A 19372-nucleotide genomic window follows, 5' to 3' on the forward strand; every position below is an offset into this window, starting at 1 on the left:
TGCGAGACTAGGGGCTGTTCGCAGGTCTCCTGAATTGAACTCAATCTAAGCTGTTGACTACAATGCACAGTACGCCAGCCTTCTAAGCCGATCGACCTTCGACTATTCTCTTGCCTGTTCATCTTTTAGAGAGGGGCGGCAAATGGATTTCCCTGGCGAAAAGTTGCTCATTCATTTTTTGGATATGGTAGAGCGTAATGCGCTTTCGCCCTTCGTTGGTCCGTGGAAGGCCAAGCGCGACGGATTCGCTGCGATGGAAGTTCAGCGCGCTCAGATGTTGATGATTGCGCAGGCAGAGAGTGACATTTCTCGCATTAAAAGTGGTGAGCTGATCTTCTCGCAGGGAGAGGCGGATGCAGGTCTGCCAAAGTTAGTTCAAGCTCATTTGGCCTCAGATGAAGCTCAGGTTTCCAAGGCTCCAATTTTCGACGTGCTCAGCGCGCAAAGCGCAGGTGCTTTTACTAATAGTGCGATTCACACCCTGCGCAGAGAAGTAAATATTGCAAAGGCGGTTGCTCGCGCAGGTGGTGTTCTGCTGGAGGGCGAAGGTGTAGCGCCTGAGCAGGACCCCGATCCCGACTGGCTAGAACGCTGGCGCGAAAATGCGGGGGGCGTGTCAGCGGAGAAAATGCAAGAGCTTTGGGCTCAGGTTTTGGCGCGCGAAGTGCGGGCGCCAGGTTCGCTGTCTCTGAAGGCGTTGGATCTGCTAAGAAACCTCGACGGCAATGATGCGGCGCTGATTGAGAAGCTGGCTTCCTTCGCAATTGACCGTACGATAGTGCATAGAGGCTCAGGCGCCGATATCAAAGACTGGCTGAATTTTGGAGACGCGGTAGCACTCCAGGAGCTGGGAATCCTCGCGGGTGTTGAGTCTTTGGGAATGTCGTTGTCACTGCAATCGGAGTCAAGTACTGAATTCGTAGCTGGGCTTCGAGTGGGGCGGTGGGGGTTTGGGGTCAGAGGGAGCGATCCGAGTGCCGTTGTTAGATTGGATGGGTACAAGGTGACTAACGTAGGGCAGGAGATTTTGCTGCTTGTGGATGTCGAGCCCGACCGTGCATATCTAGAGGGCGTCGCTGCTTCCATCAAAGCTCATGGCCTTACCGTCGAACTTGGAATAGTCGTTCCTATTGAGGGCGGAAGCGGCTTCCGTCTGGAAGGGGCGGTGCGGCTCTAGTGGCCCACCGCACCTTGGCGGCAGGATAGCTCAGAGCATTGGCCTCCGTAAAACTGGCAGCAAGTTATTGAAATTTTCGGCCGAACTGCGCGGCTCTCCGTAAATTAACTTGCTATAAGTGATTGATTGCTAATAAAAAAACTTGCGGACTTTTTAATCTACTGCTCGAGCTCTCTGCACTCTTTTTGGATCACGGAAGAGCACAGCTTCTGCATGTAACTAAAGTGAGCCTTTTCCTCGGTGGAAAGTAGACTTTTTCCTGCATGAACGATTCTGGATCGAATGTCGTATCCCTTCTTAAATCCGGATGTGATGTTCTCGCGATCTCTACTGTTTCTTCCAAGAAGGTAAGCGCAACGGTTCGCCATCAATTGGCTGAGTCCTGTTTCGCGCCCTTGCTTTTCATCTCCCAGTAAAATTTCGAGCGCAATGCACACTTGGACAAAACGCACCTGATCGTTAGATCCACAGTGACTGTCGAAGTACCATCGCGCAGCGTTGCGCAGGCGCTCATCCGCGCGATCCATAACCTTTCCCAGCGTGCCTAAGAGTGCCAGGGTTCGGACGGCGGTTTCTCCGGGTGTCGGCGCGAGTCTGTGGATTATCTTGCCCATCTCCTTTTCCTGCGCTGGATCGAACGCGATACTCCAACTGTGTTGTTCTTCGGAACTATCAGTTCGATACATTTCAACTCTGTATGAAGGGGGGCGCTTGGTGGTAAATCGCCAAGGGTCGTGAGAAAAAATACCGAGGGACAGTCCAATGCCATACATAGAAAGTACTGAGGCGATCACTTGGTTTGCGCCGAGGGAGTCGCGACGTTGAGGCACATATCCTTCCACGGCCATTCGTAGATAGAGGGCTGGTTCGTCGACTGAACCGCTGTAGCTGCGTCCGAGGAGTGCAGTGGCGAGCGAAGCTACGCCTTCGTTGACTGGCGCTCTTGGCACGAGGTTGCTCGGCACTAACGCTACCTTTGACGTCAGCTCAAGCCCGTTTTCCCCGACCAGTACTGGATCGATCTCACCTGGAATCCTAACGTAAGCGGTGTACTGCCACGGTAAAGCCTCTAAGCTTCGGATCAGTTCCTCTGCCCATTCAGCAGGCGCATCGGCTCCAAGAACGTCGCAGAAATCTGTGGGTGGCTGGTCAAAACGCCATGGCCCAATATGTCGCTGATGGACTTCGTTGACGACGAAGTCGGACACGTGCAAGTCACCGATGTAACGCCTGAGCTGCTGATCAGTTGGTGAGCCGACGGACACGAGCTTGTGCAGGGAAAAAAAATCGGTCTCGATGCTGAGCGAAGCGCCAGATACGATACTGGATGCCCGCAACCCCGCAGCGATTCGAGTGGTGAGGGTGGCGCGCAGCGTTCGGGGCAGAGCAATGGGCATTGGTTCGGTTCAATTAGAGGTTCAAACAAGTCTAGCTTTGCCAAGGTCAGTTACGTCAGGTGGCAATTTGGGTGTCGTTTTTCCTAAGTGCTTGAATTTAAGAGGCCTTGCACGGATTGCAAATCCGTTTACAGCGGTTCGATTCCGCTTGAGGCCTCCAATTGAAAAGCCCTGACTCCGGTCAGGGCTTTTTGTTTGTCTGGATACCGGCACGTGCCCGGATCGATATCCGCTACAGCCTGGCCAGCGCCTGCACCGTGGCCAGGGTCAGTGGCTGGGGCAGCGCATCCAGCGCGAACCAGCCCAGCCCTGTCTGCACACCCGGCTCCTGGATGGAAGCCTCGGCACCGGCAGGTGCCCGAGCCTCGAAGATCGGCGCGACCCAGTGCTGCGCAAGTGTCGGCTCGAAATGATCGGCCACGCACAGCAGGCGCAGCAGCGTCACTTCCAACGCCGTCTCCTCGCGAGTTTCGCGGACCACGGCAGCCTCCACCGTTTCCATCCAGTCGACTTTGCCGCCGGGCAGGCCCCAGTGCCCGCGCTCCGGATCGCGTCCGCGCTGGATCAGCAGGATGCGGCCGTCGGCATCACGGACGACGGCGCCGCATCCAACGCGGGGAATCTGCAGTTCAGTCATGGCGGAGAGTGAAGAAGGAGCCGTCTTCATTCTTGCATGCACGCCGTATCAGGCGAACCCGCGCTAGGCTGGGCACCTGTGCATCAGCAACCTCACAGGTGTGTCGCATGCTTCTCCGGCAACTCGGCGCTGACGACGCCGATATTCTCTGGCAAGCACGGTTGCAGGCCCTTCGCGAGTCGCCTGCGGCGTTCCTGTCCACGCTGGCCGAGGCGCAGGATGACTCGGCGGACGTGATGCGCGCCCAGCTTGCCGATCCCGGCACGCGCTACTTCGGCACGTTCGTGGGCGGCATGCTGGTGGGTTTCCTGCGTTACGTACGCCCGGTGCGGTTGGCGCGGCGGCATACGGCGGAAGTGCACAGTGTCCATGTGGATACTGGCTATCGAGGCCAGGGTATCGCCCGTCAACTTCTTCTTGCCGCGTTCGCGGCTGCGCGCGCGGAAGGCATTGAATCGCTCACTCTCACGGTGCTGGCGGACAACGCCGCCGCGCGCGCGCTGTATGAATCGCTGGGTTTCACCGAATCCGGCGTCGAGCCGCGCGCGGTGAAGCGCGACGGCCGCTATGTGGACATGGTGTCGTACTGGATTTCAGTGACCAGCCACCCACCATCGCCGGCACCTTGAATCACCCGCTCTACGCCGGATCGTGGACCGGCGTCTGCGCGCGGAAGTTGCGCCCGACTGGTTCACCCACGCTCAGGTAGTGGCGGAACAGATAGATCAACGGTTTCCAGTGGGCGACATCGATGTGCTGGGTGCCAGCCACGGTGATCGCTTCGTGCGCATGCACGCAACGGATCCGTCCTTCGACGATCACGAAGCCCTGGCTGTCATCCTCGGCGGGCGGGTGCATCGCCATCACGCTGACTTCCACCTGCAGCGGGCACTCGGCAATCGCCTCTGGCGCGACGTGCGTCGAGGCGACCGCACTGAAGCCCCCCAGCGCGAACTTGTCACGCACATGCACGTAGCCCATCGCCTGTTTGGCATTGGGCACCGGGTCGCAGCCTGTCACGCGCGCGATGGCCTCGACCTGTGCGGCCTGCGCGGAGGATGGGAAGTTCAGTACGCACTCGTTGCGCAGCTGGAGGTTGCGATAGCCCTGACCCTGCACGCCGAGGCCCAGCACTACCCGGTTGCCCAGGGCCCAGAACGAAGACAACGGACTGATGTTGCTGCTGCCGTCGTCGTTCAGCGTGGTCATCAGCAACACAGGCGTGCCCGGGTACAGGACCGAAGGGGTGATGCGGCGGCGGGGAATCGGAGCGGTTTTCACGGCAGGCCTTGCGCTATCGGGGTGGCCACTGTGCCTTGGCAGCGGGTGCCGACGCTTCGGCCTGCATCGAATTGTCGGCCCGCAACGGCGTGCCACAATGCGGGCATGGTCCACACCTCCGGTTCCCTTGTCAGCGTCGGTGCCCTGGTTGGCGACCAGGCGCGCGCATCCATGCTGCTGCAGTTGATGGATGGGCGTGCGTATACCGCGACGGAGCTGGCACGCGTGGCTGGGGTAACACCGCAGACGGCGAGCACGCATCTGCGCAGGCTGGTCGAGGGCGACCTGCTGGTCGCTGTCGCGCAGGGGCGCCATCGCTATCACCGGCTGGCCTCGCACGAAGTCGCCGACATGCTGGAGGGCATCCTGCGCGTTGCGGACCGCACGCCGTCCTGCACCGCTGAGGCATCACGCAGCATGCCGGCGTTGCGCCAGGCGCGTTCCTGCTACCGGCATCTGGCCGGTGTGCATGCGGTGGCGATCACCGACCGCTTGTTGCAGGCAGGGCACCTGGTCCCGCACCAGGCGCATTGGCAAGTGAGTGTGGAGGGCGCAGCGTTCCTGCAGGAGCTCGGCCAGCCGCTGGCTGAGCTGCTGCGGCTTCCCGTGACGGTCAAGCCTGCGCGCTACTGCCGAGGATGCCTGGACTGCACCGAGCGGCGCCCGCATCTGGCCGGGCTGGTCGGCGAGGCGATGCTGGACAGCTTCGTGAAGAACGATTGGCTTCGGCGGGTTGAGGGTCGACGCGAACTGCGCCTGACGCAGCCGGGGCGCGAAGCGCTGTGGACGCGGTTCGGCCTGGCGACATAAGGGCCCCTCCAGTCTCATTCGCCCACGACATGGCAAGGCGCTATGGTCGAGTTCCAAGTCTTAGGGAGCTGCAATGGCGAGCAAGGACATGAACGATCGCGGCACGCTGGCGGTATGCCGGCAATGAGCAAATCTTCTGTGGAAGTACGTTGGCTGACGTTCCGCCTGATGAACGGCCAGTCGATCGGACCGGATCGACTGAAGGATGGATGGGTGATTGCTTCGGAGACCCGCCACTGTGGCGTGCGGCGTGAAGCCATCGAAGGCGCGGGCGTGGTCTACGCGCTGTATGCACCGGCCAACCTGGCCTCACCGCGGCGCGCGGAGATGCGCATGCGCGAATTCCTGATGAGCTCCGGCTACACCTTCACCATGGGTACGCTGGGCGGCTGACGCCGCCCTTTGGGGTCACGGGCGTACGGTCAGTGCCTGGCCGAGCATGCCGATTGGACCGCGCGCATCGTGCAGCACGGTGCTGGTCAAGCCGAGACCCTGGTGGCCAAACGACACCGACGTGTCGAAGCCCAGCCACTCGCCTTCGGGCATGCCGAACAGGTGCGCGGTCAGATCGAGGTTGGGGAAGGCGACCTCCTTCGGATCGGCGCGCACGGCCATGCCATTGGACAGATCGAACAGGGTGGCGGCACGGGCCAGCGGACTGACCGGCTCGCCGTCCAGCAGCGCGTGCTTCGCGCGCGCCCAGTAGGTGGCACGGCCGGGCCCCTGATCATGTCGGCGGATCTCCACGCTCTTGATGAAACCGCCTGGCCAGACCGTACCTGGGTCCCACGCGGGCATTGATTCCGGCGGAGCAATGCCGGTGATCGGCGTGCCGGCGATGGCCTGCGTATCGTTCGGGCGCATCAGCCATGCACGCACGCGCAGCGCGGGGCGATCGTCATGGCGCAGCGTGGCTTCGACCAGTTCGATGGTGCGACCACCGCGCAGCACCTGTACGTCGGCCTCCATCGCTTCGATCGGAATGGTGCCGAGGATGTCGTAGGACAGGCGCGCGATCAGAAAACCGTGCCCACGCGCTGCGGCGTCGCGTTCCAGGTGGTGCGCCAGCAGCCCGATCGCAGGTGCGATGTGTTGTTCGCGGATGTTCCAGGCGCCGCCCGTGTGTTCGGTCGGCAGGTAGCGGGTGTCGCTCAGTCGTTCGAAGAAGGCCATCGTATGCGTTGTGTCAGCAGGGAGGGGCGGCGGCAGATGCTGCGCGGGTCCCTGCATCGTAAGCGTTTGGCAGCGTGGCCGGCTGAGCCGGCTCCCGCAGGAGCCGGCCGGATGCCGGTCAGGAGGACTGGCAATCCATTTCGCGGCACATCTTGTACTGGGCCAGGCATTCTGCGGGTGTCTTGACCAGTGGGCCTGAAGTTGCGCGCAGACAATATTCGTACTGCTGGCTGCAGAATTCACAGGGGCCTGCGGCGAAGGCCAGCCCGGTCACGGCCATGCCAAGGAACATCACGGTCTTCAAGGTCGTCTTGATCATCACGTCAGTCCTTTGTGTGCCCGTCAATGGGCCCGGCCACCATAGCAGTCCTTATGGCGCGCCCCTGATGCGCTGCGACACGTTGAGCTCAACGCTGGATTGCCTTCAAGGCGTCGACAACCTGTGCTTCAGAGAAGCCACAATGCCCTTCGCCCACCGGCGGCAGCACGCGCGGCAATGGTCGCGCGCCGCCCTGTGCGGCCATCTGCGGATACATCGCCTGCATGTGCGGCACGATGGTGGGATCGTTGTTGTTGAACTGGACCACCAGCGGTCGCTTCAACGCGCCGCTCAGTGCCAGCTTCGCGCGGACATCGGCCTGTGCCGCAGGCACGGGAGCGATGCGCTGCACGCCGGCATTGAACGCGGCGTCGTCACCGAATCCGCTGTACACCACACCAAGGTTGCCGGCCGGCATGCCGCCGCTGCGCGTGGCCAGTTCATGCAGGACCAGCGTGTGCAGGCTGATTGTCCCGGCCAGTGCATCCGGAGCGACCTGCAGTCGCTTGGCGAGCACGTCGGCATGCTGGGGATTCCGTTGCAGCGCGTCGGCGATGCCCTGATAGAGCACTCCCTGCGGCAGCACGGCCGCTTCATGCGAAGCCAGTCCGGTGGCCGGCAGGCCTGCAGCGTTGGGGAAGAAGTAATCGAAGGCGACCAGCGTGGTCAGCAGATCTGCGGCGATCTGTTCGCCACTGAGATTGGCACCGCACAGCGAGACGCCACCGGTGTAGTGCTGCGGGAAGCGTTCGAGGCTGGCGAGTGTCACCGCGCCGCCCATCGAGAATCCGAGCAGCCAGGTGTGGCGCACGCGCTTGAGTTCGCCCAGCGCGTGCTGGCGCAGGCGCTCCATGTCGGTGATCGCATCGGCCACTGCCCAGCCCTGGCTGGCGTAGGCACTCTGCGCGACGGCGTAGCCTGCGGACAGCAGCGTTGCGGTGCTGTCATTGGCGGTCATCGGCGTAGTGCGTGGCACGCCCACCGGCTCGTAGCCGTGCGCCAGCATCACCAGGTCGCCGTTCCAGTCAGCCGGCACGTCCAGCCGCCAGGGGGCGCCCTGCAGCTCGCCGCTGAGCATGCGTGGTGCCGTGGGTGGCGCGGCCAGCAGCGATGCCGCAGGCAGCAGAAGGCCGAGGGCGAGGGCGCATCGAAGCAAGGGTCGCATCGTGGTCATTCCATGCGGGAATGGCGCCGAGCATAGATCCCCGCAAAACCTTGCGCGCGCTGCACTGCCGCAGGGGATTGCCCGCCGGCCAGGCTGCGCTCTACGCTGGCGGCATGGTCCTGCACAGCACCGCGTCGATTATCCGCATTCCCCACGGGAAGGCGGGATAGCGCGCGGTCGCCACGGCCATGCAACCCGCCCGGGAAGGCGGGTTGCATGCGGCGCTCTCCCGGGTACTGGAATCCATCGAGGAGAACGCAGATGCATCATCTTTCATCGACCGACAATGCGCCGACCCTGCACCTGGTGTGCGGCAAGATCGGTGCCGGCAAATCCACCCTGTCGCAGCAGCTGGCGGCGCAGCCACGTCATGTGCTGATCAGCGAGGACGCCTGGCTGGCCGCGCTGTATCCCGACCAGATCCACTCCGTTGCCGATTACCTGCAGCGCGCGGCCGCGCTGCGCGGAGCGCTGATGCAGCATGTATGCGCGATCCTGCAGGTCGGCGTTTCGGTCGTGCTCGACGTTCCGTTCAACACGCCGGCCGCCCGTGCATGGGGCCGCGAACTGTTCGAGTCGGCCGGTGTTGCCCACCAGCTGCATTTTCTCGATGTTGCCGACGCCATCTGCAAGGCGCGGCTGCATGCCCGCAACGCGCGCGGCGAGCACCCGTTCCAGGCCAGCGACCAAGCCTTCGAGCAGATCACCCGTCACTTCGTGGCACCTGCGCAGGAAGAGGGCTTCGTGGTGATCCGTCATTCACAGGAGGCTTGAGGGCGCAGAGAGGGCGGCGTTCAGTCGACCATCTCGGTGGCGATTCCGATACGATCTGTCGCATTGAGCTCGCCTCGCTTGACCCGGAGTCCCGTCATGGTCGACCGTCTCGCCATACTGCTTGAACGTTTTGCGGTGACCGCCTCGGTATTCCATGCCGGTGCGCTGTGCGGCATCAACACGCTGGAGGGCGAAGACGAGGCGGGTCAGCTGCACCTGGTGCGGCGCGGGCCGGTGCAGGTCAGCCACGGGCAGCAGACCGTGCAGGTCGAAGTGCCGAGCCTGCTGCTGTATCCGCGGCCGATGCCGCATCGCTTCAGCACCGACCCGCAGCAGGGCGCCGACATGGCCTGCGCCAACCTGCATTTCGAGGGCGGTCGGCTCAATCCGATCAGCGCCGCGCTGCCTGATTTCATCTGCCTGCCGCTGGCCGATCTGTATGGCGGCAACGCGGCGCTGGAACTGCTGTTCGAAGAAGCGTTCGAGCAGCGTTGCGGGCGGGCGGCGATGGTCAACCGGCTGTTCGAGGTGGTGATGATCCAGGTGCTGCGTCAGCTGATGGAAGGCGGCGAGATGCGTGGCGGCCTGTTCGCCGGGCTGGGTCATCCGCGGCTGCGGTTGGCGCTGGTGGCGATGCATGAAGCGCCGGCGCAGGCGTGGACGCTGGAAGACCTGGCCGAAGTGGCCGGCATGTCACGCAGCGTGTTCGCCGCCAGCTTCCGCGAGGCGATGGGCACCACGCCGGGCCAGTACCTGCAGGGCTGGCGGGTGGGGCTGGCGCAGCAGGCACTGCGCCAAGGCAGACCGCTGAAGCGGATTGCCGACGATGTGGGGTACGGCAGCGAAGCGGCGCTGTCGCGCGCGTTCAAGGCGCACACCGGGCAGTCGCCGCGGGAATGGCGGGGACAGGCCCGTGCCAGTGCGGCCTGAGCGTCAGCCGAGCACCAGCCGGGCCAGCTTCATCCCACCGAACAGGCCGGCCAGGCCCAGTGCCACCGAGCCGCCGGCATACAGTGCCGCCAGCCCATGCTGGCCACGCTGCAGCAGCAGGCCGATCTCCAGCGCATAGGTGGAAAACGTGGTGTAGCCGCCGAGGATGCCGGTGGCCAGCAGCAGGCGCAGCTGCGGCGAGGCGCCATTGCGCATCGCGAAGACCTCGACCACCACGCCCATCAGCAGGGCGCCGCTGACGTTGATCAGGAAGGTCGACCAGGGCCAGGGACTGCCGACGGCCACCCGCGCGCCGATCAGGTTGCAGGCATGGCGCAGGCAGGCACCGATGCCGCCTCCGACGAAGACCAGGAAATAATTGTTCAGTGTTTGCATGGCGTGCCTCGAATGCGGGTTCGCAGGGTCAATGGCGAACGCCGAGGGCAGGCACGACCTGCCGTCGACGAACACCGGGTTCGTCCTGGCAGGAGCCATCAGCCTTCTCAGGCGGTTATCGGGGGAGCCCCATCCCCATCGCGGTCCATGCTACCAGCGGCGGTGCATTCACGTCATCGAAGTCGTCAGCACGCGGGCGACCTTGCTGCGGCTGAAGCCATCCATCAGCAGTTCGAACGCGAGCAGATCCAACGCTGCATGGCGGCGATGGTCGATCTCCAGCCCGTTCTCGGCCACCAGGTGACTGACCAGCTCGTAGGCGTCCTGCCAGACATCCAGATGGGCCTGGCTGGGGATGTAGGCACTGCCAGGCTCACCGACGCCGAGCCCGCTGACCCCGTACAGCAGCTCGCGTGCGTCCAGCTTGGCCGCATCGGCGATGCGGAACAGCTGTTCGGCTTTCACGTGCGAGGCGCTCACGTGGTCGTTGAGCCAGTTGCTGATGGTTGCTGTCGTTGATTTGGCGGCGCGTGCCAGATCGGCCGGGCGTGGGTGCCCGGCCTTCTTCATGGCTGCCGCGAGTCGTTGGCCGAGAGTATTCATCTATGCAAGCCAGCTTAACGCGTGGATTGCGAAGAAGCCTTGTCGCAAGAATCAGTCTGGTTAACAGAAGGACCGACCGTGACCGAATTCTGGAGCAAGCGGCAGGTGCGCACCCGGCTGGGATTCCAGACCGATGCCGAACTGGCCCGCTTCTTTGGCATCAGCCGTTCCGCAGTGTCGCAATGGCCGAAGGATTTCCCGATTCCGGCCCTGCGGCAGTACATCCTGCATCAGCGCTATCCGAACCTGTTCCCCACGACAGAAGCGTCGGCGGGCGAATCCATCTGACTTGCGCCGCCTTTTGTCGCATTTAGCACGCTAAGCGCAATTTGCTAAGTATGCTTAGAAAAATAGGCAAGATCGATCGATCTGAGGGTCACAATCGGCGCCATCTACTGGAGTCATCGGTCCATGGTTCCCGCGGCCTGTCGGCTTCACCCCATCCGGGGGCCCCGGGGTCCCGTATGTGGTTTCGTGAACGATTAATAATTTCAATCGCGAAAGTCGCCGCATGTAATTGACCTGTCGTGAAATCTATGACTAATTGGAGTCAACCAGGCGTGAAGCCTGGGAGTCTTTCAGTAGCACGCAAGTGAGTCGGTAGACCGTCAACGATGCAGAACAAGTCCAACGGAGGTCGTATGGAATACGGCATGCATGGCTTGGCTGAACGGGTACGCCGCGAACTGGAAGCCAGTTACCACAAACACGGATGCGGTCCGGCGTTCTGGGATACCTACCAGCAGGTGCTGGACCGTCTGGTCCCGCAGGGGACCGAGCGTACCGAAGTCACCAACGAAATGGCGCTGATCATCGAACAGCTGGGCATCGTCCGGCGTGCGCAGCTTGTGCCGCCGCACGCCAGCGGGTCGCGTTGATTCAGAGCAGGCGCCAGGCGCCGCAGGCAAGCAGCGCCAGCAGCAAGGACAGCAGCGCCAACGTCCGGGGTCGCCACAGGCGCTTCGGTTGTCCGGCCATTGCCTGCGGACTGCAGTAGCGCACCAGCGCCGGACCGAAACCGGCCCGGTGCTGCTGTTGTGCGCAGGCCTCCAGGCAGGCACCGCAGGCCAGGCAATCGGCGTGCGGTCCCTGGCGGATGTCCAGTTGCATCGGGCAGGCAATGACGCAGGCCGCGCAATCGGTGCAATCACCCAGACGGTCGGCGCTGAAGGTCGGCATCGGTCCGGCCAGCAGCGGATGCGCGGCGCGGAATACGTAGTCCTGCGCAGTGGTTGGGTCGAGCAGGCCGCGGCCACGGCCCAGCACCCCGCCGAGCCCGGATGGACGTGGCCCGCGCGGCTCACCGCGACGGGCGTCGTACAGCATGCGCGGCGTATGCGGATCGGTCAGCAGTGGTTGCATGCGTGCGAACGGGCACAGCGAACGGCAGACCTGCTCGCGCAGGAAACCGGCGTTTCCCCAGGTGGCAGCGGCATAGAACAGTACCCAGAACGTTTCCCAGCCGCTCCAGCCAGCGTTTGGCGCGGCGGCCAGCAAGCCGGTGATCGGGCTGAACAGGCCGACGAAGGTAATGCCGGTCCACACTGACAGCAGTCCCCAGGCCAGCTGGGTGACCGGGCGTACAGCAGGTGCCGGCAGCATGCGGGCCGCGCTGCGGGCGATCCAGTCGAAGGCGCGCCGCCACAGCGTCTGCGGGCAGGCATGGCCGCACCAGATGCGTCCGGCGAGGTGGGTAAGCAGCGCCAGGCCGACGGCCAGTACCGCCAGCAGGCCGATCAGTACGCCGACGTCTCCGGGCCACAGGGTCCAGCCGAACAGGTCGAATCGCCGCGCGTTGATGTCCAGCAGCAGCGCCTGGCGGCCCTCCCAGCGCAGCCACGGCAGTGCGTAGAACAGCGCCAGCAGGGCGGCGCTGAGCGTGCCGCGCCAGTGCCAGGGACGGGGAGTCCGGGTACATGACGTGCTCATCCCAGCGGCAGCTCGTCGTCGTCATCGCTCGGCATGGGCCGCTGCAGGTACCAGGTGACCGCGCTGGACAGTGCCGTCACCGACCAGAACATGAAGAATCCCGCCGTGTAACCCAGTTCGCGGCTGATTGCGGTGCCCGGGAAACTGATGGCCTGCAGGCGCAATGGATCGACGAAGGCGAAGAACACCACGCTGGCCACGCCGGCGGCGATGAAGCTGGGCCAGAGGATGGCGCCCCACTGCTGGATCAGCCGCTGGCGGCGGTTGGGAGAAGGTCTGTTCATGCTGTCCCGGATCGAAAAGTGGGCGGCGCGTATACTTCGCCAGGGTCGGCGCCGCATCCGCAGGGCATGCTTCCTGCAAGCGTGCCAGCCTAGGCGCAGCGGACTGCGCCGACATTGATCTGGATCAACGGTGGTGATGGCCGGCTGCGGCACACTGCCGGCACGCTTTGGGTACCCCGATGAACGCAACACCGCCGCCTGTCCTCCCCGTCGCCTCGCCCGAGTTGTGCACCGAGCAGGAAGTGACCCGCCTGGTTCACGACTTCTATGCGCGCGTGCGCGAGGAAGAGCGGCTGGGGCCGGTGTTCGGCGCGCACGTCCACGATTGGCCCGAGCACCTGGCGCAGCTGGTCGACTTCTGGTCGGCGATGTTGCGCGGCACCCGCCGGTTCAAGGGCTCGCCGATGTCCAAGCACATGGCCATCGAGCTGGACAAGGACCTGTTCGACCGCTGGCTGGTGCTGTTCCGGATCACCACCGCCGAATGCAACAACCCGCCGATGCAGGAGCTGGCCAACGACGTGGCCGCGCGCATCGGTGACACCTTCTGGAAGCGCTACCAGATGCTGCGCTGGCCGCAGGTCGGCCTGCCGGTGCTGGGCATCCCTGCCAAGGATTGATCTGGGTCAAGGCGGCGCAGGCCGCCCGGCGCGATGCTGGCGGCATGGACACGTTCTCTCCCGCCGCTGGTGGCCTGGCCTGGACCTTCGACCCCGATCTTCTGCGTCGGCACGACCGGCCGGGCCCGCGCTACACCTCGTACCCGACCGCGCCGCATTTCCATGATGGCTTCGACGCGCCGGCACTGCGCCAGGCGATCGCCGACAGCAACCAGCTGGCCCGTGCGCTGTCGCTGTACGTGCATGTGCCGTTCTGTTCCAGCCCCTGCTTCTACTGCGGCTGCAACCGGGTGATCACCCGTGATCGCGGTCGTGGCCACAGCTACGTCTCACGCGTGCTGGCCGAGGCCGACCTGCTGGCGCCGCAGTTCGATGACGGCCGCGAGGTGATCCAGCTGCACCTGGGTGGTGGTACGCCGAACTTCCTCGATGCCGAAGCGATGACCACGCTGGTGGAAGGGTTGCGCCGGCGCTTCGATTTCAGTGATTCGCCGCAGCGCGATTTCTCGATCGAACTCGATCCGCGCTTCATCGACACCCGCGACGTCGCCATGCTGGCGCGGCTGGGCTTCAACCGGGCCAGCCTGGGCGTGCAGGATTTCGATCCGCAGGTGCAGGAATCGATCAACCGCGTGCAGGGCGTGCAGCAGACGCTGGACATCCTGCGCGCCTGCCGCGACAGCGGCATGCGTTCGGTCAACGTCGATCTGATCTATGGGTTGCCGGGACAGAGCCTGGAAGGCTTCGGTCGCACCCTCGAGCTGGTGCTGGCGCTGCGCCCGGACCGTCTGGCGGTCTACGGCTACGCGCATCTGCCGCATCTGTTCCGCGCGCAGAAGCAGATCGACGAAAGCCGCTTGCCGTCACCGGAAGACAAGCTGGCGCTGCTGGGCCTGGCGGTGGAGAAGCTCTCCGCGGCGGGCTACCAGTACATCGGCATGGATCACTTTGCGTTGCCGGAAGAGGATCTGTCGCGCGCACAACGCGCCGGCCAGCTGCATCGCAACTTCATGGGCTATACCACCCATGCCGATACCGATCTGCTCGGCCTGGGCGTGAGTGCGATCAGCCACATCGGTGCCACCTACAGCCAGAATCCGCGCGACCTGCCGTCGTGGGAGGACGCGGTGGACCAGGGCCAGCTGCCGGTCTGGCGCGGCGTGGCGTTGAGTGCCGACGACCAGTTGCGCGCGGAACTGATCCAGCAGCTGATGTGCCAGGGGGAGGTGGATGGCGTGCTGCTGGGGCAGCGTCACGGCATGGATTTCGAGCAGTACTTTGCCGAGGACCTGCGTTCGGTACAGCGGCTGCAGGAAGACGGCCTGGCCGAATACCGCGATGGCGTGGTGCGTGCCAGTGAACCCGGGCGACCGTTGCTGCGGTTGCTGGCGATGTGCTTTGACCCGTATCTGCGTGCCGCGCACGAGCAGCCACGTTATTCGCGGGCGATCTGAAAGCGGGATGTGCTGCGTGCGTGTGGTGCCCGGAGCCGGAATCGAACCGGCATGGGGTTGCCCCCGGCGGATTTTAAGTCCGATGCGTCTACCAGTTTCGCCATCCGGGCCTGCAGCGCGGCGCCGATTGTAGCCCACCTGCGGTTCCGCAACCGGATTGCATCATGGCCGCGGCGTGCTTAACTGTCGATCGCATTCATGTCATAGTCCCTGCCATCGTTCCCAGGGGGGGGGAGCCACCTGATGTCGCTGCACGCGATTGCCTATGCCAGTGAGGCCCGCGCCGATCTGCAGACAACCGATCTTGACCGCCTGCTGGCCGACGCCACGGCATTCAATCGTGTGGCCGGTGTCACCGGTGTGCTGATGTTCGACGGAGCGCGCTTCCTGCAGTATCTCGAGGGCCCGGAGGACGGCATCGATTCGGTGTTCCAGCGCATCCTCAATGCGCGCAGCCACGGGCAGCTGAAAGTGTTGTGCCGTGCCCCCGTGGTGCAGCGCGCATTTCCGCGCTGGTCGATGGGCACGCGGCGGATCGAACCGGAGCTGCTGGCACAGATCGTCGACGCCGCGTGGCCCGGCTTCCTGCTTGGCAGCGGTGGATTCGAGCGCCTGCTGCAGGCCTGGACCGGCGCAGACGGCGAACTGGAACCGGCCGCGGTGGCGTTGGGGTCCTGAGCCCGCCTTGGCGGCAGGGCGCCGGGGCCGGTAGGCTGTAGCCTTTCTGGCGCAGGTTTTCCGGAGTGGTGCAGCAGATGAGTGTGTTGGCCGAGGCCATGGCAGCGTATGTGCGATCGCATCCGTTGCGCGGGATGTGCCGATGAGTGCGCCGGTAGCGGCGGCCAGCGCACCCCGGTTTGCGGTGATCGGCCTGGGCTACGTCGGCCTGCCGTTGGCGGTGGCGTTTGGCCGGCAGTGGCCGACGTTGGGTTTCGATATCGATGCCGGTCGCATCGCCGAGCTGCGCAACGGCCAGGACCACACGCTGGAAATGGAATCCGACGAGCTGGCAAGTGCGCAGCTGCTGCAGTACGGCAGCGATCCGGCACTGCTCGATGCCTGCAACGTCTACATCGTCACCGTGCCGACCCCGATCGATGCTTACGAGCAGCCCGACCTGGAGCCCCTGCGTTCGGCGACACGGCTGATTGCCAGTCATCTTCGCGCCGGCGACCTGGTGATCTACGAGTCCACGGTCTACCCCGGTACCACCGAGGAAGTGTGCGTGCCGCTGCTGGAGCAGGGTTCGGGCCTGAGCTTCAACGAAGACTTCTATTGCGGCTACAGCCCGGAACGGGTCAGCCCCGGCGACCGCCAGCGGCGCCTGGCCGACATCCGCAAGATCACTTCCGGCTCGACACCGGAAGTTGCTGCGGTGATTGATGGTCTGTACCAGCGCATCATCGCCGCCGGTACCTTCCCGGCACCGTCGATGCGGGTGGCCGAAGCGGCCAAGGTGGTCGAGAACATCCAGCGCGACGTCAACATTGCGCTGGTCAACGAGCTGGCCCTGATCTTCGACAGGCTGGGCATCGATACCCAGGACGTACTGGACGCCGCCGGCAGCAAGTGGAATTTCCTGCCGTTCCGGCCGGGGCTGGTCGGCGGCCACTGCATCGGCGTGGACCCGTACTATCTGCTGCACAAGTCCGAGAGCGTGGGCTATCACCCGGACCTGATCCACACCGCACGACAGGTCAACAACCGCGTCGGCGAGCACGTGGCGGCGCGGGTGCTGGCGATGCTGGCCGAGCGTGGCCGTGCGCCGGCGGACGCACGCATCCTGGTACTGGGCGTGACCTTCAAGGAGGATTGCCCGGACCTGCGCAACAGCCGCGCGCTGGAGCTGGCGCAACGCCTGCGCGATGCCGGTGCGCAGGTGGAGGTCAGCGACCCCTGGGTCGGCCCGGCGGCGCTGACCGGCGAGGGCCTGGATTGGCTGGCCGATCCCGGGGCGGGGTGTTATGACGCGGTGGTGCTGGCGGTGGCCCACGCCCGTTTCAAGGCGATGGATGAATCCGCAATCCGGGGCCTGCTGGCGCCGGGAGGCCTGGTCTACGACGTGAAATCGGCCTGGCCGCGCAACGTGGTTGACGATCGCTTGTAAGCCTTGGCAGCGGGTGGCGCGGTAGACTCGGGGGCAGTTGCAACCGAGGAAAGCCATGCACCGGTATATCGTCTACCTGCTCGCCATCCTGATGTTCCCGATATGCCTGTGGCTGGCCACGATCTGGCCGGCCTGGTATTGGGGCGTCGGCCTGACTGCCGCGATGGCGGCGCTGGGGACCTGGGACCTGCTGCAGAAGCGCAGCACGCTGCGCCGCAACTATCCGGTGATGGCGCACTTCCGCTACGGGCTGGAATCGATCGGCCCGGAGATCCGCCAGTACTTCGTGCAGAGCGACCTGGAAGACGTGCCGTTCTCGCGCCAGCAGCGTGCACTGATCTACCAGCGCGCCAAGAACGAGATGGACACGGTGCCGTTCGGCACCCTGCGCAGCACCTATGCGGTGGATTACGAGTGGATCAACCATTCGCTGGCACCGACCGCCATCGCCAAGCATGACTTCCGTGTGTTGATCGGCCCGAACTGTGCCAAGCCTTATTCGGCCAGCGTGTTCAACATCTCGGCGATGAGCTTCGGTTCGCTGTCGGCCAATGCCATCCGCGCGCTGAACGAAGGCGCACGCCGCGGTGGCTTCTATCACGACACCGGCGAAGGTTCGATCTCGCCCTACCACCGCGAGATGGGCGGCGACCTGGTGTGGGAGATCGGCTCGGGCTACTTCGGTTGCCGTGACGAGAAGGGCGGATTCAGCGAGGAACGCTTCGTTGCCAATGCCACCCATGATCAGGTCAAGATGATCGAGATCAAGCTGTCGCAGGGCGCCAAGCCCGGCCACGGTGGCGTGCTGCCGGCGCCAAAGGTGACCGCCGAGATCTCGGTGACGCGTGGCGTGCCGATGGGTGTGGACTGCGTGTCACCGTCGCGTCACTCGGCGTTCTCGACGCCGGTCGAGCTGCTGCAGTTCGTTGCACGCCTGCGCGAGCTGTCCGGTGGCAAGCCGGTCGGTTTCAAGCTGGCCATCGGCCATCCATGGGAGTGGTTCGGCATTGCCAAGGCGATGCAGGAAACCGGGCTGCTGCCGGACTTCATCGTGGTCGACGGCGCCGAGGGTGGCACGGGTGCGGCACCGGCGGAGTTCGTCGACCATGTCGGCGTGCCGATGCACGAAGCGCTGCTGTTGGTGCACAACACCCTGGTCGGCCTGGATCTGCGCGATCGCATCCGCATCGGTGCGGCCGGCAAGATCACCAGCGCGTTCGACATCGCGCGGACCATCGCGCTGGGGGCTGACTGGTGCAATGCCGGCCGAGGCTTCATGTTCGCGCTGGGCTGCATCCAATCACTGAGCTGCCATACCGACAAGTGCCCGACCGGCATCGCGACCCAGGACCCCGCACGCTGGAAGCATCTGGATGCACCGGACAAGGCCACCCGTGTGTACAGCTACCACGAGCACACGCTGCACGCCCTGAAGGAGCTGCTGTGTGCGGCGGGCCTGAACGATCCTGCCGAGCTGGGGCCGGAGCACATCCTGCGCCGCGTCTCACCGGTGGAAATCCGTTCGCTGGCCTCGCTGTACCGCTACCTGGAACCAGGCGAACTGCTGCACAAGGTGCCCGACCATGCGGTGTTCCATGCGTTCTGGGCCGATGCACGCAGCGACTCGTTCCAGCCGCCGCCGAAGATCCAGGCGCTGCGCGCCAGCAAGTCGCGATAACGATTCTGTAGCGTCGAGCCATGCTCGACTGCTTTTCCACGCAGTCGAGCAAGCTCGACCCTACAAGGAGGCGTCATGCAGTTCAGGACCGGCACCATGGATGATGTGGCCAGGCTGTGGGCCCTGCGTACGCGCTGCGTGCGCGAGATCTGCAGCAGCCATTACCCTCCCGAGGTCATCGCGCCCTGGTCTGCCTCGCCGCCACCGTCGCAGTACGCGCGGCTGTTGTCGCAGGGGGGCTGCGTGGTGGCCGAGGACGGGCAGGGTGTCCTGCTCGGGTTCGGCGTGTTTGATACCGATGCCAACGAGGTTGATGCGTTGTTCGTCGATCCGGATCGCGGCGGCAAGGGCATCGGCCAGGCGCTGATGCAGCGCCTGCTGGCGATGGCCGATCGTGATCGTGAGGTAGTGCTGTCGGCCTCGCTCAACGCCGTGCCGTTCTATCAACGGCACGGGTTCATCAGCGTGCGCGAGGAGACCTATCCGCATCCCAGTGGCGTCGCGTTGGCGTCAGTGAGCATGCGCCGGCCGTGGTGATGTAGCGTCGAGCTTGCTCGATGGTTTTTGTAGAGTCGGGGGGGGGGGGCGGGGACGGAAGAGGGGGAGAAAAAAAAAAGCACCCAGGGGGAGACGACAAA

The 19372-nt window shown here is 64.3% G+C and carries 24 protein-coding genes, 1 tRNA gene and 1 riboswitch; of the genes, 14 read left to right on the plus strand and 11 right to left on the minus strand.

Going from position 1 to position 19372, the window contains the following annotated elements:
• The first annotated feature begins 142 nt into the window (after positions 1-142).
• Positions 143-1177 (plus strand): DUF2806 domain-containing protein, encoded by a 1035-nt coding sequence (locus ABE423_RS03820; RefSeq protein WP_346485035.1) that lies wholly within the window; start codon positions 143-145, stop codon positions 1175-1177.
• Between the two features lie 158 nt (positions 1178-1335).
• On the opposite strand, the gene ABE423_RS03825 is transcribed toward ABE423_RS03820, so the two are convergent.
• Together ABE423_RS03825 and ABE423_RS03830 are read right to left on the minus strand one after the other, a co-directional pair.
• Entirely contained in the window at positions 1336-2574 is a 1239-nt protein-coding gene (locus ABE423_RS03825) for a HEPN domain-containing protein (protein WP_180837482.1), read from the minus strand.
• Positions 2575-2806: 232 nt separating this feature from the next.
• Entirely contained in the window at positions 2807-3211 is a 405-nt protein-coding gene (locus ABE423_RS03830) for an NUDIX domain-containing protein (RefSeq protein ID WP_180837483.1), read from the minus strand.
• A gap of 107 nt (positions 3212-3318) precedes the next feature.
• On the opposite strand from ABE423_RS03830, the gene ABE423_RS03835 reads away from it, so the two are divergent.
• Positions 3319-3840, plus strand: a complete 522-nt coding sequence (locus tag ABE423_RS03835) for a GNAT family N-acetyltransferase (protein ID WP_180837484.1) — start codon at positions 3319-3321, stop codon at positions 3838-3840.
• A gap of 10 nt (positions 3841-3850) precedes the next feature.
• Here the strand turns inward: ABE423_RS03835 and ABE423_RS03840 are convergent, their stop codons facing one another.
• Positions 3851-4492 carry a flavin reductase gene (locus ABE423_RS03840; protein WP_180837485.1) on the minus strand — a complete coding sequence of 214 codons (642 nt, stop codon included), beginning with the start codon at positions 4490-4492 and terminating at the stop codon, positions 3851-3853.
• Positions 4493-4597: 105 nt separating this feature from the next.
• Between ABE423_RS03840 and ABE423_RS03845 the strand changes: the two genes are divergently transcribed.
• Together ABE423_RS03845 and ABE423_RS03850 are read left to right on the plus strand one after the other, a co-directional pair.
• A complete protein-coding gene (locus tag ABE423_RS03845; RefSeq protein ID WP_049399948.1) occupies positions 4598-5302 on the plus strand; it encodes a winged helix-turn-helix domain-containing protein in 705 nt (234 codons plus the stop codon).
• Positions 5303-5425: 123 nt separating this feature from the next.
• The gene (locus tag ABE423_RS03850; RefSeq protein ID WP_032128923.1) at positions 5426-5695 is read left to right on the plus strand and encodes a hypothetical protein; all 270 of its coding nucleotides are present in this window, start codon (positions 5426-5428) and stop codon (positions 5693-5695) included.
• 15 nt (positions 5696-5710) lie between these two features.
• Here the strand turns inward: ABE423_RS03850 and ABE423_RS03855 are convergent, their stop codons facing one another.
• The 3 genes from ABE423_RS03855 to ABE423_RS03865 form a co-directional block, all read right to left on the minus strand.
• Complete coding sequence (locus ABE423_RS03855; protein ID WP_049461945.1) at positions 5711-6475, minus strand: thioesterase family protein; 765 nt, start codon at positions 6473-6475, stop codon at positions 5711-5713.
• A gap of 118 nt (positions 6476-6593) precedes the next feature.
• Positions 6594-6794, minus strand: coding sequence for a hypothetical protein (locus tag ABE423_RS03860; RefSeq protein WP_346485040.1), 201 nt, complete (start codon positions 6792-6794; stop codon positions 6594-6596).
• Positions 6795-6882: 88 nt separating this feature from the next.
• Entirely contained in the window at positions 6883-7959 is a 1077-nt protein-coding gene (locus ABE423_RS03865; RefSeq protein ID WP_180837487.1) for a hypothetical protein, read from the minus strand.
• 261 nt (positions 7960-8220) lie between these two features.
• On the opposite strand from ABE423_RS03865, the gene ABE423_RS03870 reads away from it, so the two are divergent.
• Both ABE423_RS03870 and ABE423_RS03875 read left to right on the plus strand, forming a co-directional pair.
• Complete coding sequence (locus ABE423_RS03870) at positions 8221-8733, plus strand: ATP-binding protein (protein WP_180837488.1); 513 nt, start codon at positions 8221-8223, stop codon at positions 8731-8733.
• A 96-nt stretch (positions 8734-8829) separates the two neighbouring features.
• Positions 8830-9663: an AraC family transcriptional regulator gene (locus ABE423_RS03875; protein WP_032128928.1), complete on the plus strand. Its 834-nt coding sequence runs from the start codon at positions 8830-8832 to the stop codon at positions 9661-9663.
• 3 nt (positions 9664-9666) lie between these two features.
• Here ABE423_RS03875 and crcB read toward each other — a convergent pair whose 3' ends face one another.
• Both crcB and ABE423_RS03885 read right to left on the minus strand, forming a co-directional pair.
• Positions 9667-10059 (minus strand): fluoride efflux transporter CrcB, encoded by a 393-nt coding sequence (gene crcB / locus ABE423_RS03880; RefSeq protein ID WP_032128929.1) that lies wholly within the window; start codon positions 10057-10059, stop codon positions 9667-9669.
• An 82-nt stretch (positions 10060-10141) separates the two neighbouring features.
• Positions 10142-10205: riboswitch (Fluoride riboswitch) on the minus strand.
• 22 nt (positions 10206-10227) lie between these two features.
• Positions 10228-10629: a transcriptional regulator gene (locus ABE423_RS03885; protein WP_010486043.1), complete on the minus strand. Its 402-nt coding sequence runs from the start codon at positions 10627-10629 to the stop codon at positions 10228-10230.
• A 111-nt stretch (positions 10630-10740) separates the two neighbouring features.
• Between ABE423_RS03885 and ABE423_RS03890 the strand changes: the two genes are divergently transcribed.
• Positions 10741-10950, plus strand: coding sequence for a hypothetical protein (locus ABE423_RS03890; protein WP_032128930.1), 210 nt, complete (start codon positions 10741-10743; stop codon positions 10948-10950).
• Between the two features lie 353 nt (positions 10951-11303).
• Positions 11304-11540 carry a hypothetical protein gene (locus ABE423_RS03895; protein ID WP_032128931.1) on the plus strand — a complete coding sequence of 79 codons (237 nt, stop codon included), beginning with the start codon at positions 11304-11306 and terminating at the stop codon, positions 11538-11540.
• 1 nt (position 11541) lies between these two features.
• Here ABE423_RS03895 and ABE423_RS03900 read toward each other — a convergent pair whose 3' ends face one another.
• Together ABE423_RS03900 and ABE423_RS03905 are read right to left on the minus strand one after the other, a co-directional pair.
• Positions 11542-12591, minus strand: a complete 1050-nt coding sequence (locus ABE423_RS03900) for a 4Fe-4S dicluster domain-containing protein (RefSeq protein WP_164080509.1) — start codon at positions 12589-12591, stop codon at positions 11542-11544.
• Positions 12588-12875 (minus strand): hypothetical protein, encoded by a 288-nt coding sequence (locus ABE423_RS03905; RefSeq protein ID WP_010486039.1) that lies wholly within the window; start codon positions 12873-12875, stop codon positions 12588-12590. Before ABE423_RS03905 ends, ABE423_RS03900 begins: the two co-directional genes overlap by 4 nt.
• A gap of 179 nt (positions 12876-13054) precedes the next feature.
• On the opposite strand from ABE423_RS03905, the gene ABE423_RS03910 reads away from it, so the two are divergent.
• A complete protein-coding gene (locus ABE423_RS03910; RefSeq protein WP_032128934.1) occupies positions 13055-13495 on the plus strand; it encodes a group III truncated hemoglobin in 441 nt (146 codons plus the stop codon).
• A gap of 44 nt (positions 13496-13539) precedes the next feature.
• The gene (gene hemN, locus ABE423_RS03915; RefSeq protein ID WP_346485045.1) at positions 13540-14949 is read left to right on the plus strand and encodes an oxygen-independent coproporphyrinogen III oxidase; all 1410 of its coding nucleotides are present in this window, start codon (positions 13540-13542) and stop codon (positions 14947-14949) included.
• 23 nt (positions 14950-14972) lie between these two features.
• Here hemN and ABE423_RS03920 read toward each other — a convergent pair.
• Positions 14973-15059: transfer RNA gene (locus ABE423_RS03920), tRNA-Leu, on the minus strand.
• Positions 15060-15192: 133 nt separating this feature from the next.
• Here ABE423_RS03920 and ABE423_RS03925 point away from each other — a divergent pair.
• From ABE423_RS03925 to ABE423_RS03940, 4 genes are all read left to right on the plus strand, one after another.
• Positions 15193-15627, plus strand: a complete 435-nt coding sequence (locus tag ABE423_RS03925; RefSeq protein WP_032128935.1) for a BLUF domain-containing protein — start codon at positions 15193-15195, stop codon at positions 15625-15627.
• A gap of 142 nt (positions 15628-15769) precedes the next feature.
• Positions 15770-17056: a nucleotide sugar dehydrogenase gene (locus ABE423_RS03930; RefSeq protein WP_346485047.1), complete on the plus strand. Its 1287-nt coding sequence runs from the start codon at positions 15770-15772 to the stop codon at positions 17054-17056.
• A gap of 55 nt (positions 17057-17111) precedes the next feature.
• Positions 17112-18734, plus strand: coding sequence for an FMN-binding glutamate synthase family protein (locus ABE423_RS03935; RefSeq protein ID WP_253143271.1), 1623 nt, complete (start codon positions 17112-17114; stop codon positions 18732-18734).
• A gap of 75 nt (positions 18735-18809) precedes the next feature.
• On the plus strand, positions 18810-19271 hold the full coding sequence (locus tag ABE423_RS03940) for a GNAT family N-acetyltransferase (protein ID WP_132809775.1): 462 nt from the start codon (positions 18810-18812) through the stop codon (positions 19269-19271).
• Positions 19272-19372 lie beyond the last annotated feature (101 nt).

This window comes from Stenotrophomonas sp. TWI1409 (assembly GCF_039673015.1).
GTDB classification, from domain to species: domain Bacteria; phylum Pseudomonadota; class Gammaproteobacteria; order Xanthomonadales; family Xanthomonadaceae; genus Stenotrophomonas; species Stenotrophomonas maltophilia_A.